Raw genomic sequence first — 21817 nt, forward strand, 5'->3', positions numbered from 1 at the left:
CGATATCTGTGTGTTTCCAGACTTTACAGATCGTTATGCAGGGCTTTGAATCGGCCGTTTCCGGCGTGTTTGAGTGTTACCGGAGACTTCTGTGTAGGATCTTGCCTAAGGGGCTGGGCGGGGAATCCATTTGCGCTGTCGGAGCTGGGCAAAGCGATGCTTTCACCCTTGAGCCTGCTGCACTTGACCCATCCGTTTCTTTTCCAAAGGTTGCTTGTCGATGCTCTCAGGCTTCAATCATCTGACACTTGCCGTCACCGAGCTGGACCCCAGTGTGGTTTTTTATAGCGAGCTATTGCAGCTTCGTCTTGAGGCCAGGTGGGACAAAGGGGCCTATTTGTCGCTGCCCGGACTATGGCTGTGCCTGTCTGTTGACCCGTTGCGCAAAAAGGGGGCTGCGGCGGACTACACCCATTACGCATTCAGTATCCGTGCCGAGGACTTCCCGGTGCTGGTGGCGCGGCTCAATGCGGCCCAGGTGGTGACGTGGCGCGACAACCGCAGCGAAGGGGACTCGTTTTACTTTCTCGACCCGGACGGGCACAAACTCGAAATCCATGTGGGAGATCTGACGTCCCGCCTGCAGGCCTGTCGACAGGCGCCTTACGCCGCCATGGAGTTTTTTACGGCTCCCTGATTCTTCGCCTCGCCTGTGCAGCCGTGCCGAGCTGCTGCATGGGTCGATATTGCCATTGCTGATAACAATCAGTTTTTTGGGCGGCCCGTTGGCCTACGCTATCCTCATGGGTATTGTTGGCGCGAATCGGTTGTTGGCCAGCAAGGCGCAGGGCTGACGTGCCGGCTGCGCAGGCAAGGCTTTTTTCAACGATGCATTATCGGAAGACCACCAGCCCCATGGACACTCGCAATCGTGCGCCGCTGGCCAGTTACATGGATCTTTTGCTGGACGCCGTGTGTGCCGTCGACGGCCAGGGGCGTTTCGTGTTTGTCAGCGCCGCTTGTGAACGCATTTTCGGTTACACCCCGCAGGAGTTGATCGGCCAGCCGATGATCGACCTGGTGCATCCTGCCGACCGCCAGCGGACTCTTGATGCGGCGCGGGAGATCATGGACGGCGAACCCAAGCTCAATTTCGAGAACCGCTACCTGCACAAGGACGGTCGGGTGGTGCATATCCTGTGGTCGGCGCGCTGGTCGCCGGCGGACCAGTTGCGGATCGCCGTGGCCCGGGATATCACCGAGCGCAAGCAGGCCGAGTCTCGGCAGGCGGCGTTGTATGCGATCTCCGAGGCCGCCCATGCGGCTGCGGACCTGCTGGCGTTGTTCAAGCGCATCCACCTGATCATTGGCGAGTGGCTGCCGGCGCTGAATTTTTCGGTGGCGCTGTATGACGAGCAGTGCGAGCAGTTGAACTTTGCCTATCACGTCGATGACCTGGAACGACAGCCCGATGGGCCGGGCTCAGTCACCAAGCGCCTGTGCGCCGAAGTGATTCGCAGCGGCCAACCGATCTTGCTGACCCCCGGTTGCAGTCAGTTGCCATCGGGGTTCTGCGACCTTGTGGCGCAACCGAACGCTCCCTGCTGGCTGGGTGTACCGCTGATCTCGCAAAACGGCACGATCGGTGCGTTGATCGTCAAGAGCACGCAAGACAATCAGCGCTACACCGAGCAAGACAAGGAGTTGCTGCAATACGTCTGTGCGCAGCTCACCATCGCCATCGAGCGCCAGCAATTGCACGCCCGGTTGCAGCGCATGGCTCAGTACGATCAGTTGACCCAGGTGCCAAACCGCGAATTGCTGCGCGAACGCTTCAAGGCCGCACTGGCCACCGCCCGGACGGCGTCTGGGCGCATGGCGCTGCTGTATATCGACCTGGATCGCTTCAAGCAGATCAACGATACCTACGGCCACGCGGTGGGCGACATGTTGTTGCAGGCGGTGGCCAGCCGGCTTCAGGGCTGTGTGCGCGACACCGATACGGTGGCGCGTATTGGCGGCGATGAGTTCGTTGTCCTGCTCCATAGTGTCCAGGCCTTGGAAGATGCCCACCATGTGCAGGAAAAGATCCGTCATGCACTGACCCAGCCGCTGCGCCTGGACGGGCATTGCCTGAGTATCGAGCCGAGCATCGGAGTGGCCTGTTTCCCCGAGCATGGCCTGGAAGATGTCGCACTGTTCCGCCACGCCGATGAGGCGATGTACGCCGCTAAACGCCAGAATCACAAGGCGTTCGATATTTGACTACGGGCCACCGTTCGTCGTGGCACGCAACGAATTTTCAAACCTTTCAGTTCGCGACCCTTTCGAATATCAGGTGGGGCCCGCTCGCCGGAAACATTGCCCTGGATCGAACGAAGGCGTCTGGATCGGGTCGCACATGTGGGAGAACCACCCACTTCATCGTCGTCGAGAGGCACCCGTTGAAGCCGGTATCGGCCGTATTCGGGACAGACGTTTGTCCACATCGTTACAGGTGGTTCTGATTCAGCGGCGAGAAATCTGCCGCAACTTTTTAGAGGAGGGCGTGACCATGAGCCGGATGGCCACCTTTTTACGTAGCACCAGTCTCGTCGTGCTGATGGGCCTGGGGGTTAACAGTGCCTGGGCACAATCGCCTGCCGAGTTTATCAACGATGCTTCGGCCAAAGGCATGGCCGACATCGAGGCCAGCCGCATGGCCCACGGCAAGGCCGAGTCCAGGGAAGTCAAGGATTACACCATCATGGTGATCAACGACCGCACCACCGCCAACCAGCATCTGGCCAAGATTGCGAAGAAACTCGACCTGCCTGTCGCGCCACGGGAAGAAGTGGCAGACAAGGCCAAGACGCTGATGCCGCAAGTGCCGGAAGGCGAGTCGTTCGAGGCTGCCTATGCCGCCAGCCAGGTCAAGGCTACCGAGGAAGCCATTGCGCAGATCCAGGAACAGGCCAAGACCACGGAAGTGCCGGAAATCAAGGCGTTCGCCGACGAAACCCTGCCTAAGTTGCAGACCCACCTCGAAATGGCCCGGGCGCTCCAGGCCAGTCGCTGATTCGCCGCACGTTTAACATTCAGGGCCAGGGCGCTTGCGTCCCGGCTCACCTTGCCCGCCGAAAAGGAGAAGCTCGATGTCCACACGCCGAGAACCCAACCAATACGCGATGCAGAACCCTTTGACCCAATATCCCCGTCCCCCTTTCCCCGACCAGCCGCAGTCGCCACCGGGTATCGATCAGGACATGGTGCCCAAGCCCGATCACGGTGAAAAAAGTTACCAGGGTTTCGGGCGCCTCGAAGGGCGTAAGGCCTTGGTGACCGGTGGCGACTCGGGCATCGGTCGCGCCGCCGCCATTGCCTACGCCCGGGAAGGCGCTGATGTAGCGATCAACTATCTGCCCAGCGAAGAGCGGGATGCACGGCAAGTCATCGAGCTGATCGAGGCCGAGGGTCGCAAGGCGATTGCAATCCCGGGCGATCTGAAGGATGAGCAATTCTGCGTCCAACTGGTGAAAAGCGCCCATGAGCAACTGGGTGGCCTGGATATCCTGGTGAATGTTGCGGGTAAACAGGAAGCACAGAAAGACATTGCCGATATCACCACCGCGCAATTCGATGACACCATGAAAACCAACATCTATGCGATGTTCTGGATCTGCAAGGCCGCATTACCGCTGATGCCGGCGGGGGCGACGGTTATCAACACCGCGTCGATCCAATCCTACGATCCGTCTGCCACCCTGCTGGACTACGCCACCACCAAAGCGGCCATCGTCGCATTCACTAAGGCGCTGGCGGGGCAGGTGATCAGCAAGGGGATACGGGTCAATGCCGTGGCACCGGGGCCGATCTGGACCGTGCTGCAACCCAGCGGTGGACAACCCCAGGAGAAAATCCCCACCTTTGGTTCTCAAGTTCCGATGAAGCGCCCAGGCCAACCGGCCGAGTGTGCACCGCTCTATGTGCTGCTGGCGTCACAGGAGTCGAGCTACATCACCGGGGAAGTGTTTGGCGTGACGGGTGGTAATCCGCTGCCCTGACTTCACGCTTGGCCGCGCGAGTGGCGAAGGCTGCTCGCGCGCCAGTATCAGCACTGATTCAGATCGATCTTGTTTTTTGGCTCCAGGCCTTGCTCGGCACCGAGGTTCTTGGCCTCCTTCTCACCCATGGCCTGGTAGTGCCTTCTCATCGCCTCCAACTGCTTGAGGTCCAGCGACTCCAGCCCGAGCATTGCATCGTGCGCATTTTTGTTCGCCCTGATCAATTCGTCGACCTTCAGATGCAAGATGTCGGTATCGCGGTTCTGTGTGTTCTGAATCAGGAACACCATGAGGAATGTGATGATCGTGGTCGAGGTGTTGATGATCAGTTGCCAGGTATCGTTGAACTGGAAAAACGGCCCGCTGACTGCCCAGAGCACCAACAACACCAGCGCCCCCAAAAACGTCTTGGGACTGCCTGCCCACAGGGCCAGTTTTTGTGCGATTTTTGCGAAGTTCATTGCTGCGTTTCCTTCTGGGACTTACCTGTCTGGTGTGACAGCAATGAAGCGATGAAAATTCTACTTACATTTGCCGCGCAGCCTGAAGTTCAGCGAGCTGCAAGGTCATCGCAACCATTCACCGTATTCAGAGGTCACTGCTTAAAGCCCTCAATCGGAGTACACCATGAATCTCACGCGCACCTTTTTCCTCACCTGTTGCCTGTTCGCCCTGCAGGGCTGCTTCGACAACTCTGACAACGAGACCAAGGACAACACCGATGGCACCAAGTCGTCGGTGCAGATGCAGGAGTCCGGTTCGGAGAAAAAATAACCGGCTTATTGCAAAAAAAATGTGGGAGCGAGCCTGCTCGCGATGGGCAGATCAGTAGGGTTTGACTGATAGGGCGCCATCGCGAGCAGGCTCGCTCCCACAAGGGTTTAGGGCAGAGGTTTAGGGCAGGTTGGTTTTCAACGTCCTTGCTGCAACACCTTCAGCGCCGCCGAGGCCAGAAACCCGGAACGGCTTTTTTCTTCAGGATGGTGCAGCACGTACTCGTCAATACGGTTCAGCAGATAACCAGGCAAGGTGATGTTGAGCTTCTGCGCCTTGCCCAGATATTTGGTCACATCAATATCCACCAGCGCCCAGGTGCAACCTGCGTATTTCGCATTGGCCGCATGCAAGGTGACTGTATTGGCCGATGGAATCGGCGAGCCGTCCTCAGCCAGAATCTCGAAGTGCCCTTCAATCGCCTCGCGGGCCATCGCCATGGCATCGTCCAGGTCATCGCCAGCAGAAAAACAACCCGGAATATCCGGTACTTCTACACCCCAGGCGTGCTTCTCATCGCCCATGGAAATTGCAATCGGGTAAAGCATGTCAATCGTTCTCCGGGAGGGCAGGGCAACTGGCAAATCGGCTATTCACATCACCTCTGTGTGGTGTGCTTGGTGGTTACTATACCCACTTGATTTTTATGATCAACACTATAACCACCAAAAGTCGGTCGGATTTTCGACTCCGATTGCTTCGCTCTTCTCCAATCAGCCTGTCCAAAAGCACTACGACTGCTGCACAAAGCCCAGTCGCACCGCAAACCCAATCAAAAGACTCCCAAATAGCCACTGCTGCAGGCGCTGGGCCGAAGGAGAACGCTGGAGCCAGCGACCGAGCGCCACGCCCACCAGCGCATAGGCGCTATCAAACAATAAGCCGACGCTGACCAACACCACGCCGAGGGTTGCAAATTGCCCAAGCACTGGCCCGCCCTGTGGGTCGATGAACTGTGGCAAAAGCACCGAGCAAAACAGCAGCGCCTTGGGATTGAGCAGGTTGGTCAACAACCCGCGCCGTATCGCCGGGTGCCACTGCCGTCTTCCTGCCTCAACGCCGGCCCCTTCAAAGCTTGGCAACAGCGAAGTCCGCAGGCACTGAAAACCAATCCATAACAAATAAGCGGCACCGGCCAGACGCACCACGTCAAAGGTCCAGGGCGCGGTCTTGAACAACGCCGAAAGCCCCAACGCTGCCAGCGCGACATGACACCCCCGAGCGATCCCCAGGCCTACCGCAGTCGCCAGCGCCGCGCCCTTACCCTGACGAGCGCCGGTTTGCAGAAGCAGGATCATGTCCGGCCCAGGCAACAGATACACCACCACTAACGCCATCAAAAACAACCAGAGCTCTGCCACACCACACCCCCTGCATCGACGATTTCGGTAGTGCCAGTCTATGGCCGACGGGCAGGGCAGGTGGTTGCGAAGTCAGCTTCTAAAGCTTATGAAATTGGCATAACCTGCCAAGTAATCGTGAAGTTCAATCGGAAACTACCAATCCATGAAACTGGACGCCTTCGATCGCAAAATCCTCGCCGCGCTGCAACGCGACGGCCGCTTGAGCAACGTGCAACTGGCGGAGGAAATCGGCCTGTCCGCGTCGCCATGCCTGCGCCGCGTGCGGATGCTGGAAGAAGCCGGCGTCATTCGCGGTTACCAAGCCATCCTCGACCGTGATGAAGTGGGGCTCGGGTTGATGATCTTTGTCGGCGTCAAGGTTGAACGGCACAACGACGAACAGGCCGAAGCGTTTCGCCAAGCGGTCACGGCGTTGCCGGAGGTGATTTCAGCGTTTCTGGTCTCAGGCGAATCGGACTTTCTGTTGCAAGTGGTGGTGCCGGACTTGCGCGCCTACGACCGTTTTCTCACTGGCCGCCTGCTGAAGTTGCCGGGGGTGAGTGACATCCGGAGTAATTTTGCGATTCATACGGTGAAGACGCCGGGGGCGCTGCCGTTGGGGCATTTGCCGGGGGGCGGTTGATATTTTCGGGTTCGCCCGCCAGCACTGACCGGAACCGTGCAAACAATAGGATCCAGCACCCTGCGCATGTTGGCGATGTGCGGCCGGCCCATTTCGCGTCATGCCGCTTGCGCAGGCGGCTTCTTGCAGGCATCCGCGTATTCCCCCTGAATGCCCCTGAGCGCCCGTTACACCGGTTTTGAATTCAGACTCACACTCCAGACACAGTGTTCTATGCTGCTATCAAGTCCCGCGTAGTGATAGTGACCGTAAACGACCGTTCACTGCGGCTCTGTATCCGGCCTTTACCCTTGCCAACGGACGGCGCCTGATATGAACCAGCTGACAAGTTATACCGACACCAACGACCAGTTGAATCAACGCATCTTGAACAACCTGGAAGCGGGGCGGCCTGGCGGTCTGAAAGTAGATCTTTATCTGGGCGACCAACCTACGCTGGATCTGACCACGAATAACCTGACGCTTTTATCGAGCCAGCAATACCCTTACACAGCCCTTGGAACGATAGGCATACGAAAGTTGCTGGATCCACCCGAGAGTAGCCTGATCAGCCAGATTGTGAACCGTCACACCGTCCTTCCGAGCAATTCCAGCGCCGACCAACTCGTTCTACTCGACATGCAGGGCCAAACTGAAATCTCACAGGCACTGAGGCGGGATGCGCGTCATACCCAAGGTAGCGCCCATAGTCATCCGCTGTTCGACTCAACTAATCAGCATGTGCAGTGGATTCGGACGCATCGTGCGCAGATGTTGCTGGCATTCGAGGATATACGGCAGCAAGGGATCGTGCGTCGGCAGGCAAAAGAAGCGTGGGATCACTACGACGCCGTTTCCAGGCTCGACGCCACGACCAGGGAAGCGGTGAACACCTGGCTTCGGGGGGAGGATCACAGCCTCGGCTGGGACCGGTTCAAAAGAAACGATGTCAAATCTGGAAATCGCTTGAGCACCCACTACACGAACCTTCGTGGAGATCTGAAGACCCCGCAGTCTATAACGTCGGCCCGCGGGGAATATGCAGCAAGCAAACTCCTGATCACCGCGTATGGCACGGACTACCAGATGAAAATGGGGAAGTCCGCAAACGGGATGCGCCCCAATGGAATAGACCAGATTTGGGTCAAACGCGACATGCGCACAGGCAACGTAATTGAGTACCTGATTGTTGAAGCGAAAGGAAGCGTCAACGCGACACTGGGTCATCCCAGCACCGGCCAGCAAATGTCACCCAAATGGTTGTTCTGGTGCCTTATCAATATGGCAAGCAAAAACGCATCGTACATAGGGCCTGAAACGAAGACGGATTTACCTGTAAAAATCCTCAACGCATTAATCAACCCAGGGGGGATTCCCGTTCGAGGCATTGTCTTTCACTCGCTCCACGGATCGGCGAATGAAAGCAAGGTCGTGCAGATGAACGATATCGGACTCTACCAATTCGCGTCTGCATTCGAGAACGCATCGAAGGGGGGCGGACTATTCACCAACGCGCCTACACAACAGTACATCGCGTTTAAGTGACGAGGGGCGGCTCATTTTCGGCTGCCCCTCACCCATTCAACGACATCGGCCTATGGCCCCCGATGGCAGTTGCAAATATTGTTTTCGTGTAGCGGCCGCCGCCTGTTTGGATCTAAACCTGCGAGCGAGCAGAGGCCTGGTCGCGGGTTTTCCAAAGCGATAGCAGCACACCGCCCAGCAGCAAAGCCAGGGTCACGCTCAGGGAAATCACCGGCGCAATCTTGCCGATGATGCCGACCAGGAAGATCTTGCCGCCGATAAACACCAGCACAAGCGCCAGGGCGTACTTGAGATAGGCGAAGCGGTGAATCATCGCCGCCAGAGCGAAATACAACGCACGCAGGCCAAGGATGGCGAAGATGTTAGAGGTGTAGACGATGAAGGGATCCTGGGTGATGGCAAAGATCGCCGGCACGCTGTCCACAGCGAACACCAAGTCGGCACATTCAATCAGCACCAGGGCCAGGAACAACGGCGTCACCCAGAGCACGGACTTCCCACTGGCATCCGCCTGACGGACGAAGAAGCGCCCTTCATGCAAGCGATCGGTCACCCGCATGTGCTTGTGCAGGAACTTCACCAGCAGGTTTTCACTAAGGTCCGGATGGTCATCGATCTTGCTGAACAGCATCTTGGCCCCGGTCAACAGCAGGAAGATGCCGAACACATAGAGAATCCAGCTGAACTCGGCGATCAGCGCCGCACCTAGGCCAATCATGATCGCGCGCAGCACTATCACACCGAGAATGCCCCAGAACAGCACCTCGTGCTGATACTTACGCGGGATTGAGAGAAAGCTGAAGATCATCGCCATAAGAAATACGTTGTCCATCGACAACGATTTCTCGATCAGAAAGCCTGTGTAGAAATCCATCCCGGCATCACCGCCCTTGACCTGCCAGACCCAGACCCCAAACAGCAAGCTGGCCGTGATATAGCCAGCAGACAGCAGCAGGCTTTCACGCACGCCGATTTCTCGATGTTCGCGGTGTAGCACCCCGAGGTCGAAGACCAACAGGCTGATAACGATGCTGATAAAAACGAGCCACAACCAAGTGGCGGTGCCGAGAAACTCGGCAAAAAAGAACGGTTCCAGGGCAGTCATAAGCCCCTCCTCTCAGTGTCGAAGTTGTACAAACTGCAACTCCGACATGGCAGCGATTCGCTGTCAGAGGGGCCCGGCGTTGTGGGAAAAAATTTAGAAAAGCGCGTGGGATTTCTCAATCAGGTAAGGGTTGCAAGGTGTTTCGGTGGGGAGGGTGTTGCTGAGGTCGGAGTGGCGATTGACGGAAATTGAAAAAACTCCAAAGCCAGCTCGGATGATTAAAAATCGCCCCCAAACGCGCATTGCCGCATCTGTCCGGCGTCAGTAGGATTCGGTCATCGCTGACATAAATGGATGTGTATATGGAAAGCATGCCGAGACTGGAAATTGAGCGCGTTGCGTATCAAGAGTTTTTAACTCTTTGGGAACGCGGAACATTCGATAATCAGCGCTTAGGCCAAGCGTTCTATAACCATTTTCGGCTTCATCGTCTGAGCGACCAAACGCGCCTGTTCGGTCTCTATGAAACTGACGGAGATAAGGCCATGACCGCGATCTCCCGCCTGTTCCAAATCAGATAACTCCGACCCCGCGTTTCGCGAGAGCAGGGCCAGCCTTGGGTCAATAGTTGCCTCTCATAAAAGACTGCGTTTGTTCAGAGTGTGTAAACGCTTTTGCGAACCCTTGCTATGATTTCTGAGGATTTCATCGCAGGGGTCGCCCATGAAGCGCTTTATCCAAGGTGAACTCGAGGCCAAGGCACCTTACTTCCGGCTAGCCTCGACGACTACGTCAGCGATACCAATCCGGTGCGCGTAGTCGACGTTTTCGTCGACGAACTAGACTTGGTCAATCTGGGTTTTGAAGGTGGGATCCCAGCCGATACTGGCCGGCCTGCTTACCACCCTGCAATCCTGCTGAAGATCTACATCTACGGCTATCTCAACCGCATCCAGTCGAGCCGACGTTTGGAGCGAGAAGCCCAACGCAACGTCGAACTGATGTGGTTGACCGGGCGCTTGATGCCGGACTTCAAGACCATCGCCAACTTCCGAAAAGACAACAGCAAAGCCATCCGAGGCGTCTGCCGCCAGTTCGTCGTGTTGTGTCAGCAATTGGGACTGTTCGGAGAACATCTGGTCGCCATCGATGGCAGAAAATTTAAAGCCGTCAACAACCGCGACCGCGATTTCACCAGCGCCAAACTGAAGCGGCGAATGGAAGAAATTGAATCGAGCATCAACCGTTACCTGACGGTACTCGATGCTGCTGATCGGCAAGAACCAACAGCTACCGAGCCCAGCGCCGTCCCTAGCTGACCGACATGAGTGACCGTGATCCGTGAAAGCCGTGGTTCATGAACGTCTGCTAATGGCCGATCACTGCCTTTCGCGCCGGACACCCATCATCGGAAAAGCTATATAGCCAGAAGGAAATCGGCCAACCATCCGCCCGCCATGCTGCCGCTCACCAGTCTATCGACGCTTAGCGGTGCCTGCCGTGCGCAACGAGCACGATTCAAAGCCCAACCAGCGAGGCCAAAGGTGATAGCCAGCGTCCAGTCTCCCCGTCCCGAATCTAACGCAGTGCCGCTGACAATTCAGTCCCAAAAAACATCAACGAAACTCTCGATGTTTGTTGCGCATAAACATGTTCCAAGGCGCATGTTTAAAGACATCCCGCGTTACGTCCTAAAGGCTACAACACCTTGCGTCCCTACTTACGCGTGCGTCAGAATCCGCTGGCTTGTGCGCTGTACCCATCGGCCTCTATCGTTTACCTGCCACTGCCCATCAGTGGTCGGGTTTAGTAGCCCGGATGGTGTTAGTAAGGTGCATGAGCACCATTCAGTCAGGTCTTTCTATTCCTGCACTTGATGGTGGTTGTGCGCAGGGCGCCCTTGGGCGCGCCGGCATTGCTAATTCCACCGGTCTACTAACCTGCGCACAGCCGCCACCCTTCTTTTAGTAGAGAACGGTTGCGGCCCCAACTCTGGAATTAGACATATGTTCAAGGTTACCCCCAATCCCCCGGACATCGATCCGGTACCCTACGACGCCTCTCTCGATCCTAAGAAGCTAAAAGAGGCGGCAGACCGCGCACTCAACTTCTACCTCAACCCCGGGGCGCCGAAAACGCAGATACCGCCCCGCAAGTCCGGCAACATCTTCCTCATCGACCCAACGGTGGATGACGAAACGCTGCTTGTCCATGCCTGCGAATCGCTGGCGTCGGCCAGCGATATGGCCAGTGATATCGCCGGCGCAATGGAAGGCTCGCAGCGCAACACGATGATGGTGCTGCAACAGGTGATCATGTTGAGTGAGTTAGCGGTGAATCGCGTACTGGATAACCACCAGTTACCTGGGTAGTCGCCAGGTACGTTGTGAGGGCGCCTGCGCCCTCACAACATTGATTTTGCCTACAGCCAAGCGGGAATCATCCGCTATCCACAACTGCGTAGATCGGAAATAGTGCTCCGCAGACGGACTATAGGTAATGAGCGACTGACGCCCGACAGATTTTGCTGGCTTCGCCGGCAGATAGCGACGCTCAGGGCGGCTGAGACTCTACAAGGATGACCCAATGCTCCAGGACGACCGCGATAATTTAGAGCTCGATAAGCTACTGGTCGAAACCCGAAAATTGTTGGCTGAGACGCGTAAGCTTACGGCCGAAGAAACGAAGCTGAAGCACGAAGCCTTCTGGTACCCGTACGCAGTAGGGGCTGGGGTAGTGACCGCCATTGTCGCCTTTACGGGTGTTTGGATTAAGATCTGAGTACTAGTTCGCGACAATGCGTCAAGATCAAACGGCTCAGGATTGCTAGAAACGTTTCACTGACTCAGCAGGGGCCCCGCGACCTCGGAGGAGAAAAAGACATGACCACACATCGAAGGAGTCAATCAAGCATCGAGCAATTACATCGTGAGGTGGAGGCTTTAGCTGAAGAAATGAGGCGCCCCACCCCGACCAAATTCCGCGTTACGTGGTTGCCGTTCAGTATTGGTGCTGCGTTCGCTCTGACCGTGTTTGTCATCGTCGCTTTTGTTGCTAAGCATGTTTGATGCTCTATCGCTGAGATGCCCTTTTTCGGCGATGCCGTGGCGGTAGCCGGCTCAAGGTGTATTCGGCTTGCAATCGGGTGCTTTCTCGATGACGTCGAGGGTGGGGGAGGGGCATCGTTTTCGTTGTATGGAGTGGAGCGAGGGAAAAAACTTTCAGCTCAGTGGCTTGCATTCGTTCCGTGGACTTGTCGCGTGTACGTTTCGAATTGAACGGTGTGGTCGCAACGTTCCACCGGCCCCATCCGGACAAAGAAGCAAAGCCCTACCAGGTACGTGATGCTCGGGCTTTCCTTGAACAAACAGGAGTTACCCCGTGAACGTGATGAATTATCAAGGCTACGCTGCCCGAATCGACTACAGCGATGAGGACGGCCTCTTTGTAGGCCACATCGCTGGTATTAAGGATGTCGTCGGGTTTCACGGCGAATCTGTCACCGAGCTTCGAGCGGCGTTTGAGGAGGCGGTAACTGATTATCTGGAGACGTGTGCCAAGCTGGGGCGAGCACCGCAGAAGCCCTATTCTGGCAATCTCAGCCTACGCCTCGCCCCGCGCTCCATACCACAGTCGCCGTAAAAGCTCAGCTTGCCCACAAAAGTATCAAACATCAGCCATAAAAAAACCGGCCACCAAGAGCCGGTTTTTTCATATCCCCCGCCAAAACCACGCGGCGTGAGACCAGAATTCGATTGGAGCGGGTGAAGGGAATCGAACCCTCGTTATCAGCTTGGGAAGCTGGAGTAATGCCATTATACGACACCCGCTCAGAGCGGCTGACTTTGTACCAGATGTGGGCGCGGATTTGAAGTTTTTCTTTACGGGCGCAGCGGTGACGCGTCTACGCAAACCTCAAACCAGAGCGGTCGTTCGCGGGCAAGCCCCGTGTCTGTTGGGGCAGGGCGGGGCTTGCTCGCGAGGACTCGGTTTCACATAGCCAGGGCATGGTAGTCCTGCACGTAGTTGTAGCGCGGTCGGCTTTCTTGATGGGGCGACTTGAGGAAACCCAGCAGGGCATCACGGCTGTCGCGGCAGGCGGCTTTGTGTTCCATGTCCAGGAAATGCCCCGTGGCTTGCAGCGTGCTGAAGGTGCTGTGTTGCACGTGGTCGGCGAAAACCTTGGCATCGGTGGCCGAGGTGTATTCGTCCCATTCGCCGTTCAGGAACAGCACCGGCACGTTGATTTTTTTCGCCGCGTTGACGTAGCACAACCGGTCGCTGTGGAGCACGTCGTTGATGTGGAAATGCATCTGCCCATATTCGTGCTCGGCCAGGCTGCTGACGTGGCGATAGTTGAAGCGCTTGAACAGCGGCGGCAAGTGTTTGCCGATGGTGCTGTTGACCAGGTGTCCCACGCGGTCGCCGTCCAGGCTGCCCAGGTAATCCACGCCGCGTTCCAGGTAGTCGCGCATCGGTGCATTGAGCACTGGGGAGAACGAGCTGATCACCGCTTTTTCGATGCGCCGTGGACGCTGGGCCAAGGCGGTGAGGGTGGCGGCGCCGCCCCAGGAAAAAGACAGCACATGCTCTGCGGCAAAGTGATCGATCAACTCCAGGAGGATCTGGCCTTCGATCTCTTTGGTCAGCATTTTTTCATGGCGGTTGTGGGGCTTGGACTTGCCCGCATAGGGTTGGTCGTACAGCACGACGTTGAATTGCGGGTAGAGGTTTTTGGCGGTCTGTGCAAACGACGCGGTGGTGGCCATCGAGCCGTTGACCAGGATGATGGTCTTTTGCGCGGCGTCTGCGCGATAGAACTCCGTGTAAACCCGATACTGACCCTGTATATCCAGCACAGCGATTTCTGGCCTCATGTCATAAGACTCCTGGCAAGCGGGTATGCGCGCAATGAGATTGCACGAGCAATGTGACAGGTAGGCATACGCCTGAAAGATAAGGCCCATGTCGATCCACGAAAGCCGGTCGACGGGTATTGTTATGGCGGGCAGTTTGCCGGAGTTAAGAAGGAACCCGAGGAGGCTCCGGCCGGCAAAAAGTTTCTTGGAAGTATGTGGTGACTCATCGGTCACATTTCGGCCGACGGTTTGATTCAAGCAGTGGACCGGCCGTCGCGCAAGTGTTGTTTGAAAATTGCCCGACACTTCTGCCGAGCGGTCATACGATCAGATCAGCTGGATCTCTTCAGGGCTCAGGGCACGGTATTGGCCTGGCTCAAGCTCGGCGTCCAGCAGCAGCGGTCCCATGCGTTCACGGTGCAGGCGCAACACCTTGTTGTCGAAGTGGCCGAACATGCGTTTGACCTGGTGATAGCGGCCTTCAACGATGCTCAGTCGCGCCGATCTTGGCCCCAGCAGTAGCAGTTCCGCAGGCTGGGTGGTGAGGTTTTCGAAAGCGAAGTACAGCCCGCGCGCGAAGGTAACGGCGTATTCGGCGGTGATGAGTTGCTCGGTCTCGACGTAATAGACCTTGGGCAGTTTGGTCTGCGGTTGGGTCAGGCGTCGTGACCAACTGCCGTCATTGGTGATCAGCATCAGCCCGGTGGTGTTGAAGTCCAGCCGCCCGGCGATGTGCAGGTCGTCCTTGTCTGGCTCATCCAGCAGGTCCAGCACGGTGGGATGCTGCGGGTCGCGGGTGGCGCTGACGCAACCGGGCGGTTTGTGCAGCATGAAATATCGGGGTGGGCGACCGGCTTGCAGCACCTGGTCATCGACTTCGACCCGACTGAATTCGCGCACCTGCGCATGAGGGTCGCTGATGATCTGCCCGTCGATCCGCACTCGGCGTTCCACCAACAACAACCGGACTTGTTGGCGATTGAAACGCGGCAGATTACTGAGGAAGCGGTCAAGGCGCATGGGGCAGGTCAGGCAAGAGAGCGAAGGGCGGGCATCTTACGCGATCGGCTGCGGCTTGGCCCGCAACTGGGTTTCGACCTGGGCGCAACGTGGGCACAGGCAGGACTGATCGCGCAGCTCGGCCGGCAATGCTTCAAGCACGGCCGGGTCGATGCTCACGCCGTAACACCAGCAGGCGCGGTCGGCGGTTCGCGGGTCGGCCAGGGTGCAGTCGTTGCTGGCGCCACAGGCCGGGCACAAGTCGGGTTTATTCATAGCTGGAGTGAGGCATCTGTACACAGGTTCGGTTGTTCCCGGTTTGCCGGGCGCGTTGCAGCGCATGATCGGTCCGCGACAGTAGGCTGTGCAAGGTGTCTTCACCCTGCAAGGTGGTGAGGCCGATGCTGACGGTGACCCGCAGCTCTTTGCCACTGCAGAAATAACGTTGTTGTTCGATCCGTTGGCGAATTTTCTCAGCGATCTTCAGACCGTTCTGCCCGTCGGTGTCCTTGAGCAGCACGATAAACGTCTCGCCACTCCAGCGACACACAATGTCCGAGTGCCGCAGGCTGTCGGTCAAGTCGCGAGCGAAGCCGGTCAACAACTGGTCGCTGGCGATGTGACCATGGGTGGAGTCCAGTCGCTTGAACTCGTCCAGTTCCAGCAGCAGCGCCGCCAGGGGTTGGGGTTCACGTTGGGCTTCGTGCAGGGCTTGTACCGCCAACAGGTCGAAGCCACGGCGGTTGGGAAGTTCAGTCAGGCTGTCGAGGGTGGCCTGGGCGTCGATGCGGCGTTGGTAGCTGCTGATCAATTGATAAAGGATTGCCAACACCGCCAGCGTCACGAGCAGGCCGATCAGCAGGTTCAGGTACAGCATCCTGAGCGTGTGGTCCCGTACCGAAGTGTTGGCAGCGTGGTAGCCCAACAATGAAATGATCAGAAAGCCTGCACCTAGCAGCCCCGCCACGAGCAGGAGCGGCTTGCGCTGGGAATACAACGGCGAACGGAGCGACATGGCGATTTCCTTGGCGCAGACCCAATGAAATCAGTTTAGTGGCCTTGTAGGAAAAGGTGCTCGGATTTGCAGGTTTGTAAAGGGTGGCGAGGGATTTACCGAAATGTCGCACCGCCCCGTTGGGCTGTGCAGCGACCGCAAAAGCGTCTGCTACGCAGCCGAGCGGGAGCAAGCTCCCTCGCCACACAATCACAACTGTTTCAGACTATCTAAATAGGCCCGCCATCCCCCCAAATGGCTGATGTCCTGCGCGCCCGTCAAACCATACGGCTCACAAATGAATCCGCTTTCCCAGCGGCCGTCGGCCAGTTGTACCTTCCCCAGCCCAAGCGGCGCGGGGATGCCGGTCAGGAACGAACCGAGTTCGCTGCTCGGCAATTCCCAAACCTCCACCTCGATGGCCACGCCGTCTTCACTGACCCGCAGCATGCCGGGGCGCAGAGGCGGGCCGCCGGCCAGTGCGTAGAGACGGTAATCGGCTGAGCTGTGGGTGGCCTCGACCAGACGGGCTCCGCGTTGCTGGAGCTGCCAGTTCAGTGCCAAACCGTCCAGATGCGCCCCGCACACCACCAGCCGCGCCCGGTCATGGCGAGCCGGGTTGGCCGGCGCTGGCACGGCCGGCGCTTGCTGGCGCTGCAAGGCGTCGGCGACGCTTAACAGGTATTGATCGGTGAAGGCCCGACCGAACAGCGTCACGCCCCAAGGCAAGCCGTTAGCCATGAATGCGCTGGGAACAGCGACGGCAGCGTAGTCCAGCAGGTTCATGAAGTTGGTGTAGTAACCCAGCTCCGAGTTGCGCAGCACCGGTTCGGCGGCCAGTTCGGCGAGGGTCACCGGGCGACCGATGGTCGGGGTGAGGACGCAATCGAGCGTTTCCATGACGCGATCGCATTGGGCTTTGAGCACTTGCAAACGGTACTGGGCACGGAAGGTTTGTACGCCATCCACGGTAGGCGCTTTCGCCAACACGGCGCGGATAACTGGCAGTACGGCGTCGGGCTCGCGCTCCATCAACTCCCCGGCAACGCTGTAGCGCTCAGCCACCCAAGGCCCTTCATAAAGGAGCCGGGCGGCTTCCAGAAACGGGGACAGGTCCAGTTCCACCGCTTCGCCGCCCAGGCCCTTGAGGCGCTCGATGGCCGCTTGAAACAGTTGTGGACCTTCGTGGCAGCCGAAAAAAGCCAGGTCTTGCCGACGAGGCACACCGAAGCGAAAGCTGCGTGGCGCGCCGAATGCTGAGCCGTCGTTCCACAGCGGGTTGCGGCGGCTGTACTCATCGCGTGGGTCGAGACGGGCTGTCAGCGCCAGTAACTGGCTGGCTTCCCGCGCCGTTGCGGTGAAGGTCGTGACGCAGTCCAGCGTGCGACAGGCCGGCACCACCCCCGCCGTGGAGATCAATCCCTTGGTGGCCTTCAAACCCAGCAGATTGTTCAGCGCCGCCGGCACCCGACCCGAACCAGCGGTATCGGTGCCCAGGGCAAAACTTGCCACACCCAGGGCCACCGCCAGTGATGAGCCGGCGCTTGAACCGCCGGCCGGATAGTCGGGCAGCACGCTATTGCGACAGGCACCGTAAGGCGAGCGGGTGCCGTTGAGCCCGGTGGCGAACTGGTCGAGATTGGTCTTGCCCAGAGGAATCGCGCCCAAGGCCAGTAGCTGCTCGACAAGGGTGGCCGAACGTTGCGGCACGTAGCTGAACGCCGGACAGGCGGCTGTGGTGGGAATGCCTGCCAGGTCGATGTTGTCCTTGATCGCGAACGGCACGCCATACAGCGGCAGGTTTTCCAGAGCCTGGCCCTCCAGCGCGACGAGGTAAGGTTCCAGCTCCTCGGGCGTCAGCAGGTGGATGAACAGGTGGTAGTCCGGGTTCAGCGCCGCGGCTTTTTCCCGCAGGCTCAACAGTAAATTGCGAGGTGTAAGTTCGCCGCTGCGGTAGGCGTCGCGCAAATCGTCCAGGCGTAAAGACGGGGTCATGGCATTAATCCTTTGATTGAGTTCAGTCACGTTCCAGCACCACCACACGTTGTCCGGCGCGCACCGCCGAGCCGGGCTGTACACGAATCTGGCGCACCACTCCGGACACGGGGGCGAGGAGTGGGATCTCCATCTTCATCGACTCCAGAATCACCAGTACGTCACCCGCGCTGACCCGAGCATCCACCTGCACCTGGACCTGCCAGAGATTGCCAGCGATGTGGCTATCGACACTGAGTTGATCTTCGCTCAGCAGCGAATCTTCGCTGGGCGCGGGTGCCGGTTCTTCGCTGTCGAAGTGTGCCTGGCCACTGGCGATCCAGCGCTCGCGCTCGGCATTGAAGGCGCCTTGTTGCTGCGCTCGGAACGCGGCGATGCTGTCCGCCTCCTGCGCCAGGAAGCGCTGGTAATCAGCAAGGTTGAGTTGACCGTGTTCGATGTTCAGGTCGAAGCGGCCCAGCGGGAAGTCCCGGCGGATGCGCAGCAGTTCATCGGCGCTGACCGGGTAGAAGCGGATCTGGTCGAAGAACCGCAGCAGCCAGGGTTTGCCGTCGAATGCGGCGACCTCGCGATAACGATTCCACATCTGCAACGTGCGCCCGACGAATTGATATCCACCTGGGCCTTCCATGCCATACACACACATGTACGCGCCGCCGATGCCCACCGAGTTTTCCGCAGTCCAGGTGCGGGCCGGATTGTATTTAGTGGTCACCAACCGATGCCGAGGGTCCAGTGGCGTGGCGACCGGCGCGCCGAGGTAGACATCCCCAAGGCCCATCACCAGGTAGCTGGCGTCGAACACCGTGCGTTGCACTGCGTCGAGGTTGGGCAGGTCGTTGATACGGCGGATGAACTCCAGATTGCTCGGGCACCAGGGCGCGTCCTTGCGCACCGTGGTCATGTATTTTTCGATGGCCAGCTGGCAGGCCGGATCGTCCCAGGACAGCGGCAGATGCACGATGCGTGATGGCACCTGCAGATCCTGCGCGGCGCACACCGCGTCCCATTCACCGCTGAGGATCTGCAGTAGTTCGGCCAGCGGCAGTTGTTCGGGTTGGTAATGCACTTGCAACGAACGAATGCCCGGCGTGAGGTCGATTACGCCGGGCAACTGTTTGTGCTCCAGCGCCTGCATCAAGGCATGGGCGCGAAAACGCAGCACCAGATCCAGTTCGGGAGCGCCTATCTCCAGCAGCAGGTGCGTGTCGCCGGCCAATCTCGCCACCAGACGGGTATCGTCCTGACCGATATCCAACACCACAGGCGACCCAAACCCCTGTGGGAGCGAGCCTGCTCGCGATGGGGCCAGATCAGACTCCGCAACCACTTCATCGCGAGCAGGCTCGCTCCCGCATTGATTCCATTCCAAGGTCAGAGAGCGGGCGGTCTTCAGGTCCACCGGCACAAACCGCACCCTGTCCCCGGCCTTCAGTTGCCCCAGTTGCCAAAGATCCGCCTCGATCACCGTCACCGGGCAGACGAAACCACCCAGGCTCGGGCCGTCGGGGCCGAGGATGACGGGCATGTCGCCGGTGAAGTCCACGGCGCCGATGGCATACGGGTTGTCATGGATGTTGGAGGGGTGCAGTCCGGCCTCGCCGCCGTCGGCGCGTACCCATTCGGGTTTCGGCCCGATCAGGCGCACGCCGGTTCGGCTGGAGTTGAAATGCACTTCCCAGGCCGTGTCGAAGAAGGTACGGATGTAGCGCTCGGTGAAGTATTCCGGCGCGCCATGGGGGCCGTAAATCACGCGGATCTGCCGCACGTCGGGCAGCTCCAGAGTGGGTTCGCTCGTGTGCGCCACGGTCGCGCGCTCGTCCAGGGGCGCCAGGTGCAACACGTCGCCGGTACACAAGGCCCGACCCCCATGGCCGCCGAACTGGCCGAGGGTGAAGGTGCTTTTACTGCCCAGGTAATCCGGCACTTGCACGCCGCCTTGCAGGCACAAGTAACTGCGCGCCCCGGCGCCGGCGATGGTGCCGATCGCCAGGGTGGAACCGGCAGGAATCGACAGGGCAGTGTTCATCGGCACAGCTTCGTCATCGAGGGTCAGCGCAATGACCGCGCCGGTCACGGCCACCCTGGCAGCGCAGTTGAAACGCAGCAACGGCCCGCTCATGGTGATTTCCAGCGCCGCGGCGCCTTCTTCATTGCCCAGCAGGCGATTGCCCAGGCACAGCGAGCGGCTGTCCATCGGTCCCGATGGCGGAACACCCACCGCCCAATAGCCGAGTCGGCCGGGGTAGTCCTGAATGCTGGTCTGGGTGCCGGGGCTGAGCACTTCAAAAGTGTGGGCGCGATAGACCAGCGCCTCAAGGCAGCGAGTCCAGGGCTGGCCGCTGGCAAAGGGTGCATCGAGGAGAATCTGTTGCAGGTAGTCGCGGTTGGTTTCCACGCCGTACAACAGGCTTTCATTCAGCGCTTGATGCAAGCCCAGGCGTGCCTGCTCACGGGTCGGCGCCCAACGAATGACTTTGGCGATCATCGGGTCGAAGTAGGGTGGAATCTGGCAGCCGGCCTCGACCCAGGTGTCGATGCGCAGTTGTTTGCCGTCGGCTGGCGGCCATTGCACAGCGGTCAGCAGCCCCGGGCTCGGCTGGAAGTCCCGGCCTGGATCCTCGGCATACACGCGCGCCTGAATCGCATGACCCTGGGCTCGCAACCCCTGGCTCAACTCGCTCAGGGGCGGCAGGTCCCCGGCGGCCAGTTGCACCATCCAGCGCACCAGGTCGACGTTCCACACTTGTTCGGTGACGCCGTGCTCCACTTGCAAGCGGGTGTTCACTTCCAGAAAGTAAAAGCGCCCGGCGTCACTGTCGAACACGAACTCCACGGTGCCGGCGCTGCGGTAGTTGACCGCCTGGGCCAGTTGAATCGCTGCTGCGCAGAGCTCCTCGGCCATACCTTCGGGCAAGTTGGGCGCAGGGGTTTCTTCGATGACTTTCTGGTTGCGCCGCTGCACCGAGCAGTCGCGCACGCCCAGTGCGATCACCTGGCCCTGGCCATCGCCGAATACCTGAACCTCAAGATGTCGAGCCCGCTCGATGTACTTCTCGATGAACACGCCGGCATCGCTGAAGTTGTTCTGGCCCAAGCGCTTGACCGCTTCGAATGACTCGCTCAACTCGGCGGCATCGCGACAGACACGCATGCCGATGCCACCGCCCCCGGCGGTGCTTTTGAGCATGACCGGATAGCCGACCTGGTTGGCGGCCAGTAGCGCGGCGTCGAGGCTGTCGAGCAGTTCGCTGCCTTCGAGCAGTGGCACGCCGTGCCGGCGAGCCAGGTCGCGGGCGGTGTGCTTGAGGCCGAACACACGCAGTTGCTCTGGCGTCGGGCCGATGAAAGCGATGCCGGCGGCCTCGCAGGCCTGCGCGAAGGCGGCGTTTTCCGAGAGAAAGCCGTAGCCGGGATGGATCGCCGTCGCGCCGCTGCTTTTGGCGATTGCCAGCAGCTTGTCCACCGCCAGATACGTACCGGCCGCCGCACCTTCGCCCAGGCAGTGGGCTTCGTCGGCCTGCAGGATATGCAAGCTGGCCGCATCGGCCTGGGAATACACCGCGACGCCTTCGACCTTCAGCTCACGCAGGGTCCGCAGGATCCGGCAGGCAATGGCGCCACGGTTGGCGATGAGGATTTTTTTGAACATGGCGTA

Annotated in this window: 20 protein-coding genes, 1 tRNA gene and 5 pseudogenes; 15 read left to right on the forward strand and 11 right to left on the reverse strand. The window is 59.0% G+C overall.

Features of this window, described 5'->3' with window-relative positions; all coding sequences use genetic code 11:
- The first annotated feature begins 220 nt into the window (after window positions 1-220).
- From CRX69_RS11930 to CRX69_RS11950, 5 genes and pseudogenes are all read left to right on the forward strand, one after another.
- On the forward strand, window positions 221-637 hold the full coding sequence (locus CRX69_RS11930) for a VOC family protein (RefSeq protein ID WP_076385997.1): 417 nt from the start codon (window positions 221-223) through the stop codon (window positions 635-637).
- A gap of 13 nt (window positions 638-650) precedes the next feature.
- Window positions 651-770 (forward strand): annotated as a pseudogene (locus CRX69_RS11935) (LysE family translocator); the annotation flags it as partial.
- 85 nt (window positions 771-855) lie between these two features.
- A complete protein-coding gene (locus CRX69_RS11940; RefSeq protein ID WP_047228038.1) occupies window positions 856-2205 on the forward strand; it encodes a sensor domain-containing protein in 1350 nt (449 codons plus the stop codon).
- A 289-nt stretch (window positions 2206-2494) separates the two neighbouring features.
- Window positions 2495-2998, forward strand: coding sequence for a DUF4142 domain-containing protein (locus tag CRX69_RS11945; protein WP_047228005.1), 504 nt, complete (start codon window positions 2495-2497; stop codon window positions 2996-2998).
- A gap of 76 nt (window positions 2999-3074) precedes the next feature.
- Complete coding sequence (locus tag CRX69_RS11950; RefSeq protein WP_107322066.1) at window positions 3075-3983, forward strand: SDR family oxidoreductase; 909 nt, start codon at window positions 3075-3077, stop codon at window positions 3981-3983.
- Between the two features lie 47 nt (window positions 3984-4030).
- Here CRX69_RS11950 and CRX69_RS11955 read toward each other — a convergent pair whose 3' ends face one another.
- On the reverse strand, window positions 4031-4444 hold the full coding sequence (locus tag CRX69_RS11955; RefSeq protein ID WP_047228003.1) for a low affinity iron permease family protein: 414 nt from the start codon (window positions 4442-4444) through the stop codon (window positions 4031-4033).
- 166 nt (window positions 4445-4610) lie between these two features.
- On the opposite strand from CRX69_RS11955, the gene CRX69_RS27680 reads away from it, so the two are divergent.
- Window positions 4611-4757: a hypothetical protein gene (locus CRX69_RS27680; RefSeq protein ID WP_171061408.1), complete on the forward strand. Its 147-nt coding sequence runs from the start codon at window positions 4611-4613 to the stop codon at window positions 4755-4757.
- 137 nt (window positions 4758-4894) lie between these two features.
- Here the strand turns inward: CRX69_RS27680 and CRX69_RS11960 are convergent, their stop codons facing one another.
- On the reverse strand, window positions 4895-5305 hold the full coding sequence (locus CRX69_RS11960; protein ID WP_047228002.1) for a type II toxin-antitoxin system HicB family antitoxin: 411 nt from the start codon (window positions 5303-5305) through the stop codon (window positions 4895-4897).
- A 183-nt stretch (window positions 5306-5488) separates the two neighbouring features.
- Entirely contained in the window at window positions 5489-6118 is a 630-nt protein-coding gene (locus CRX69_RS11965) for a LysE family translocator (RefSeq protein ID WP_107322067.1), read from the reverse strand.
- A 145-nt stretch (window positions 6119-6263) separates the two neighbouring features.
- On the opposite strand from CRX69_RS11965, the gene CRX69_RS11970 reads away from it, so the two are divergent.
- A complete protein-coding gene (locus CRX69_RS11970) occupies window positions 6264-6743 on the forward strand; it encodes an Lrp/AsnC family transcriptional regulator (protein ID WP_107322068.1) in 480 nt (159 codons plus the stop codon).
- Window positions 6744-7055: 312 nt separating this feature from the next.
- Complete coding sequence (locus CRX69_RS11975) at window positions 7056-8267, forward strand: hypothetical protein (protein ID WP_107322069.1); 1212 nt, start codon at window positions 7056-7058, stop codon at window positions 8265-8267.
- Between the two features lie 112 nt (window positions 8268-8379).
- Here the strand turns inward: CRX69_RS11975 and CRX69_RS11980 are convergent, their stop codons facing one another.
- Window positions 8380-9372 carry a TerC family protein gene (locus CRX69_RS11980; protein WP_107322070.1) on the reverse strand — a complete coding sequence of 331 codons (993 nt, stop codon included), beginning with the start codon at window positions 9370-9372 and terminating at the stop codon, window positions 8380-8382.
- A gap of 302 nt (window positions 9373-9674) precedes the next feature.
- On the opposite strand from CRX69_RS11980, the gene CRX69_RS11985 reads away from it, so the two are divergent.
- The 7 genes and pseudogenes from CRX69_RS11985 (at window position 9675) to CRX69_RS12015 (ending at window position 12995) form a co-directional block, all read left to right on the forward strand.
- Window positions 9675-9893: a hypothetical protein gene (locus CRX69_RS11985; RefSeq protein ID WP_047227998.1), complete on the forward strand. Its 219-nt coding sequence runs from the start codon at window positions 9675-9677 to the stop codon at window positions 9891-9893.
- Window positions 9894-10035: 142 nt separating this feature from the next.
- Window positions 10036-10610 (forward strand): annotated as a pseudogene (locus CRX69_RS11990) (transposase); the annotation flags it as partial.
- 708 nt (window positions 10611-11318) lie between these two features.
- Window positions 11319-11684 (forward strand): DUF6124 family protein, encoded by a 366-nt coding sequence (locus CRX69_RS11995; protein ID WP_047227997.1) that lies wholly within the window; start codon window positions 11319-11321, stop codon window positions 11682-11684.
- Window positions 11685-11898: 214 nt separating this feature from the next.
- On the forward strand, window positions 11899-12093 hold the full coding sequence (locus CRX69_RS12000) for a hypothetical protein (protein ID WP_047227996.1): 195 nt from the start codon (window positions 11899-11901) through the stop codon (window positions 12091-12093).
- Between the two features lie 101 nt (window positions 12094-12194).
- Window positions 12195-12380, forward strand: coding sequence for a hypothetical protein (locus CRX69_RS12005; protein ID WP_107322071.1), 186 nt, complete (start codon window positions 12195-12197; stop codon window positions 12378-12380).
- A gap of 188 nt (window positions 12381-12568) precedes the next feature.
- Window positions 12569-12697 (forward strand): annotated as a pseudogene (locus CRX69_RS27865) (type II toxin-antitoxin system HicA family toxin); the annotation flags it as partial.
- A pseudogene (locus tag CRX69_RS12015) lies at window positions 12694-12995 on the forward strand (type II toxin-antitoxin system HicB family antitoxin). The pseudogenes CRX69_RS27865 and CRX69_RS12015, both read left to right, overlap by 4 nt.
- A 73-nt stretch (window positions 12996-13068) precedes the next feature.
- Here the strand turns inward: CRX69_RS12015 and CRX69_RS12020 are convergent.
- From CRX69_RS12020 to uca, 7 genes and pseudogenes are all read right to left on the reverse strand, one after another.
- Window positions 13069-13142: transfer RNA gene (locus tag CRX69_RS12020), tRNA-Gly, on the reverse strand.
- Window positions 13143-13304: 162 nt separating this feature from the next.
- Window positions 13305-14189 (reverse strand): alpha/beta fold hydrolase, encoded by an 885-nt coding sequence (locus tag CRX69_RS12025; RefSeq protein ID WP_107322073.1) that lies wholly within the window; start codon window positions 14187-14189, stop codon window positions 13305-13307.
- Between the two features lie 309 nt (window positions 14190-14498).
- Window positions 14499-15191 (reverse strand): pseudouridine synthase, encoded by a 693-nt coding sequence (locus CRX69_RS12030; protein WP_107322074.1) that lies wholly within the window; start codon window positions 15189-15191, stop codon window positions 14499-14501.
- Between the two features lie 36 nt (window positions 15192-15227).
- Entirely contained in the window at window positions 15228-15446 is a 219-nt protein-coding gene (locus CRX69_RS12035; protein ID WP_047227993.1) for a cysteine-rich CWC family protein, read from the reverse strand.
- A pseudogene (locus CRX69_RS12040) lies at window positions 15439-16044 on the reverse strand (GGDEF domain-containing protein); the annotation flags it as partial. The pseudogene CRX69_RS12040 and the gene CRX69_RS12035, both read right to left, overlap by 8 nt.
- A gap of 330 nt (window positions 16045-16374) precedes the next feature.
- Entirely contained in the window at window positions 16375-18159 is a 1785-nt protein-coding gene (gene atzF / locus CRX69_RS12045) for an allophanate hydrolase (protein WP_107322076.1), read from the reverse strand.
- Window positions 18160-18181: 22 nt separating this feature from the next.
- Window positions 18182-21811 (reverse strand): urea carboxylase, encoded by a 3630-nt coding sequence (uca, locus tag CRX69_RS12050; protein WP_107322077.1) that lies wholly within the window; start codon window positions 21809-21811, stop codon window positions 18182-18184.
- Between the last annotated feature and the right edge of the window lie 6 nt (window positions 21812-21817).

Origin of the sequence: Pseudomonas rhizophila (assembly GCF_003033885.1) — a bacterium.
GTDB classification, from domain to species: domain Bacteria; phylum Pseudomonadota; class Gammaproteobacteria; order Pseudomonadales; family Pseudomonadaceae; genus Aquipseudomonas; species Aquipseudomonas rhizophila.

What these genes read in the sequence shown, in the direction of transcription:
- CRX69_RS11930 (WP_076385997.1), top strand. Translation starts at nt 221, where the DNA reads ATGCTCTCAGGCTTCAATCATCTGACACTTGCCGTCACCGAGCTGGAC.
- CRX69_RS11940 (WP_047228038.1), top strand. Translation starts at nt 856, where the DNA reads ATGGACACTCGCAATCGTGCGCCGCTGGCCAGTTACATGGATCTTTTG.
- CRX69_RS11945 (WP_047228005.1), top strand. Translation starts at nt 2,495, where the DNA reads ATGAGCCGGATGGCCACCTTTTTACGTAGCACCAGTCTCGTCGTGCTG.
- CRX69_RS11950 (WP_107322066.1), top strand. Translation starts at nt 3,075, where the DNA reads ATGTCCACACGCCGAGAACCCAACCAATACGCGATGCAGAACCCTTTG.
- CRX69_RS11955 (WP_047228003.1), bottom strand. Translation starts at nt 4,444, where the DNA reads ATGAACTTCGCAAAAATCGCACAAAAACTGGCCCTGTGGGCAGGCAGT.
- CRX69_RS27680 (WP_171061408.1), top strand. Translation starts at nt 4,611, where the DNA reads ATGAATCTCACGCGCACCTTTTTCCTCACCTGTTGCCTGTTCGCCCTG.
- CRX69_RS11960 (WP_047228002.1), bottom strand. Translation starts at nt 5,305, where the DNA reads ATGCTTTACCCGATTGCAATTTCCATGGGCGATGAGAAGCACGCCTGG.
- CRX69_RS11970 (WP_107322068.1), top strand. Translation starts at nt 6,264, where the DNA reads ATGAAACTGGACGCCTTCGATCGCAAAATCCTCGCCGCGCTGCAACGC.
- CRX69_RS11975 (WP_107322069.1), top strand. Translation starts at nt 7,056, where the DNA reads ATGAACCAGCTGACAAGTTATACCGACACCAACGACCAGTTGAATCAA.
- CRX69_RS11980 (WP_107322070.1), bottom strand. Translation starts at nt 9,372, where the DNA reads ATGACTGCCCTGGAACCGTTCTTTTTTGCCGAGTTTCTCGGCACCGCC.
- CRX69_RS11985 (WP_047227998.1), top strand. Translation starts at nt 9,675, where the DNA reads ATGGAAAGCATGCCGAGACTGGAAATTGAGCGCGTTGCGTATCAAGAG.
- CRX69_RS11995 (WP_047227997.1), top strand. Translation starts at nt 11,319, where the DNA reads ATGTTCAAGGTTACCCCCAATCCCCCGGACATCGATCCGGTACCCTAC.
- CRX69_RS12000 (WP_047227996.1), top strand. Translation starts at nt 11,899, where the DNA reads ATGCTCCAGGACGACCGCGATAATTTAGAGCTCGATAAGCTACTGGTC.
- CRX69_RS12005 (WP_107322071.1), top strand. Translation starts at nt 12,195, where the DNA reads ATGACCACACATCGAAGGAGTCAATCAAGCATCGAGCAATTACATCGT.
- CRX69_RS12025 (WP_107322073.1), bottom strand. Translation starts at nt 14,189, where the DNA reads ATGAGGCCAGAAATCGCTGTGCTGGATATACAGGGTCAGTATCGGGTT.
- CRX69_RS12030 (WP_107322074.1), bottom strand. Translation starts at nt 15,191, where the DNA reads ATGCGCCTTGACCGCTTCCTCAGTAATCTGCCGCGTTTCAATCGCCAA.
- CRX69_RS12035 (WP_047227993.1), bottom strand. Translation starts at nt 15,446, where the DNA reads ATGAATAAACCCGACTTGTGCCCGGCCTGTGGCGCCAGCAACGACTGC.
- atzF (WP_107322076.1), bottom strand. Translation starts at nt 18,159, where the DNA reads ATGACCCCGTCTTTACGCCTGGACGATTTGCGCGACGCCTACCGCAGC.
- uca (WP_107322077.1), bottom strand. Translation starts at nt 21,811, where the DNA reads ATGTTCAAAAAAATCCTCATCGCCAACCGTGGCGCCATTGCCTGCCGG.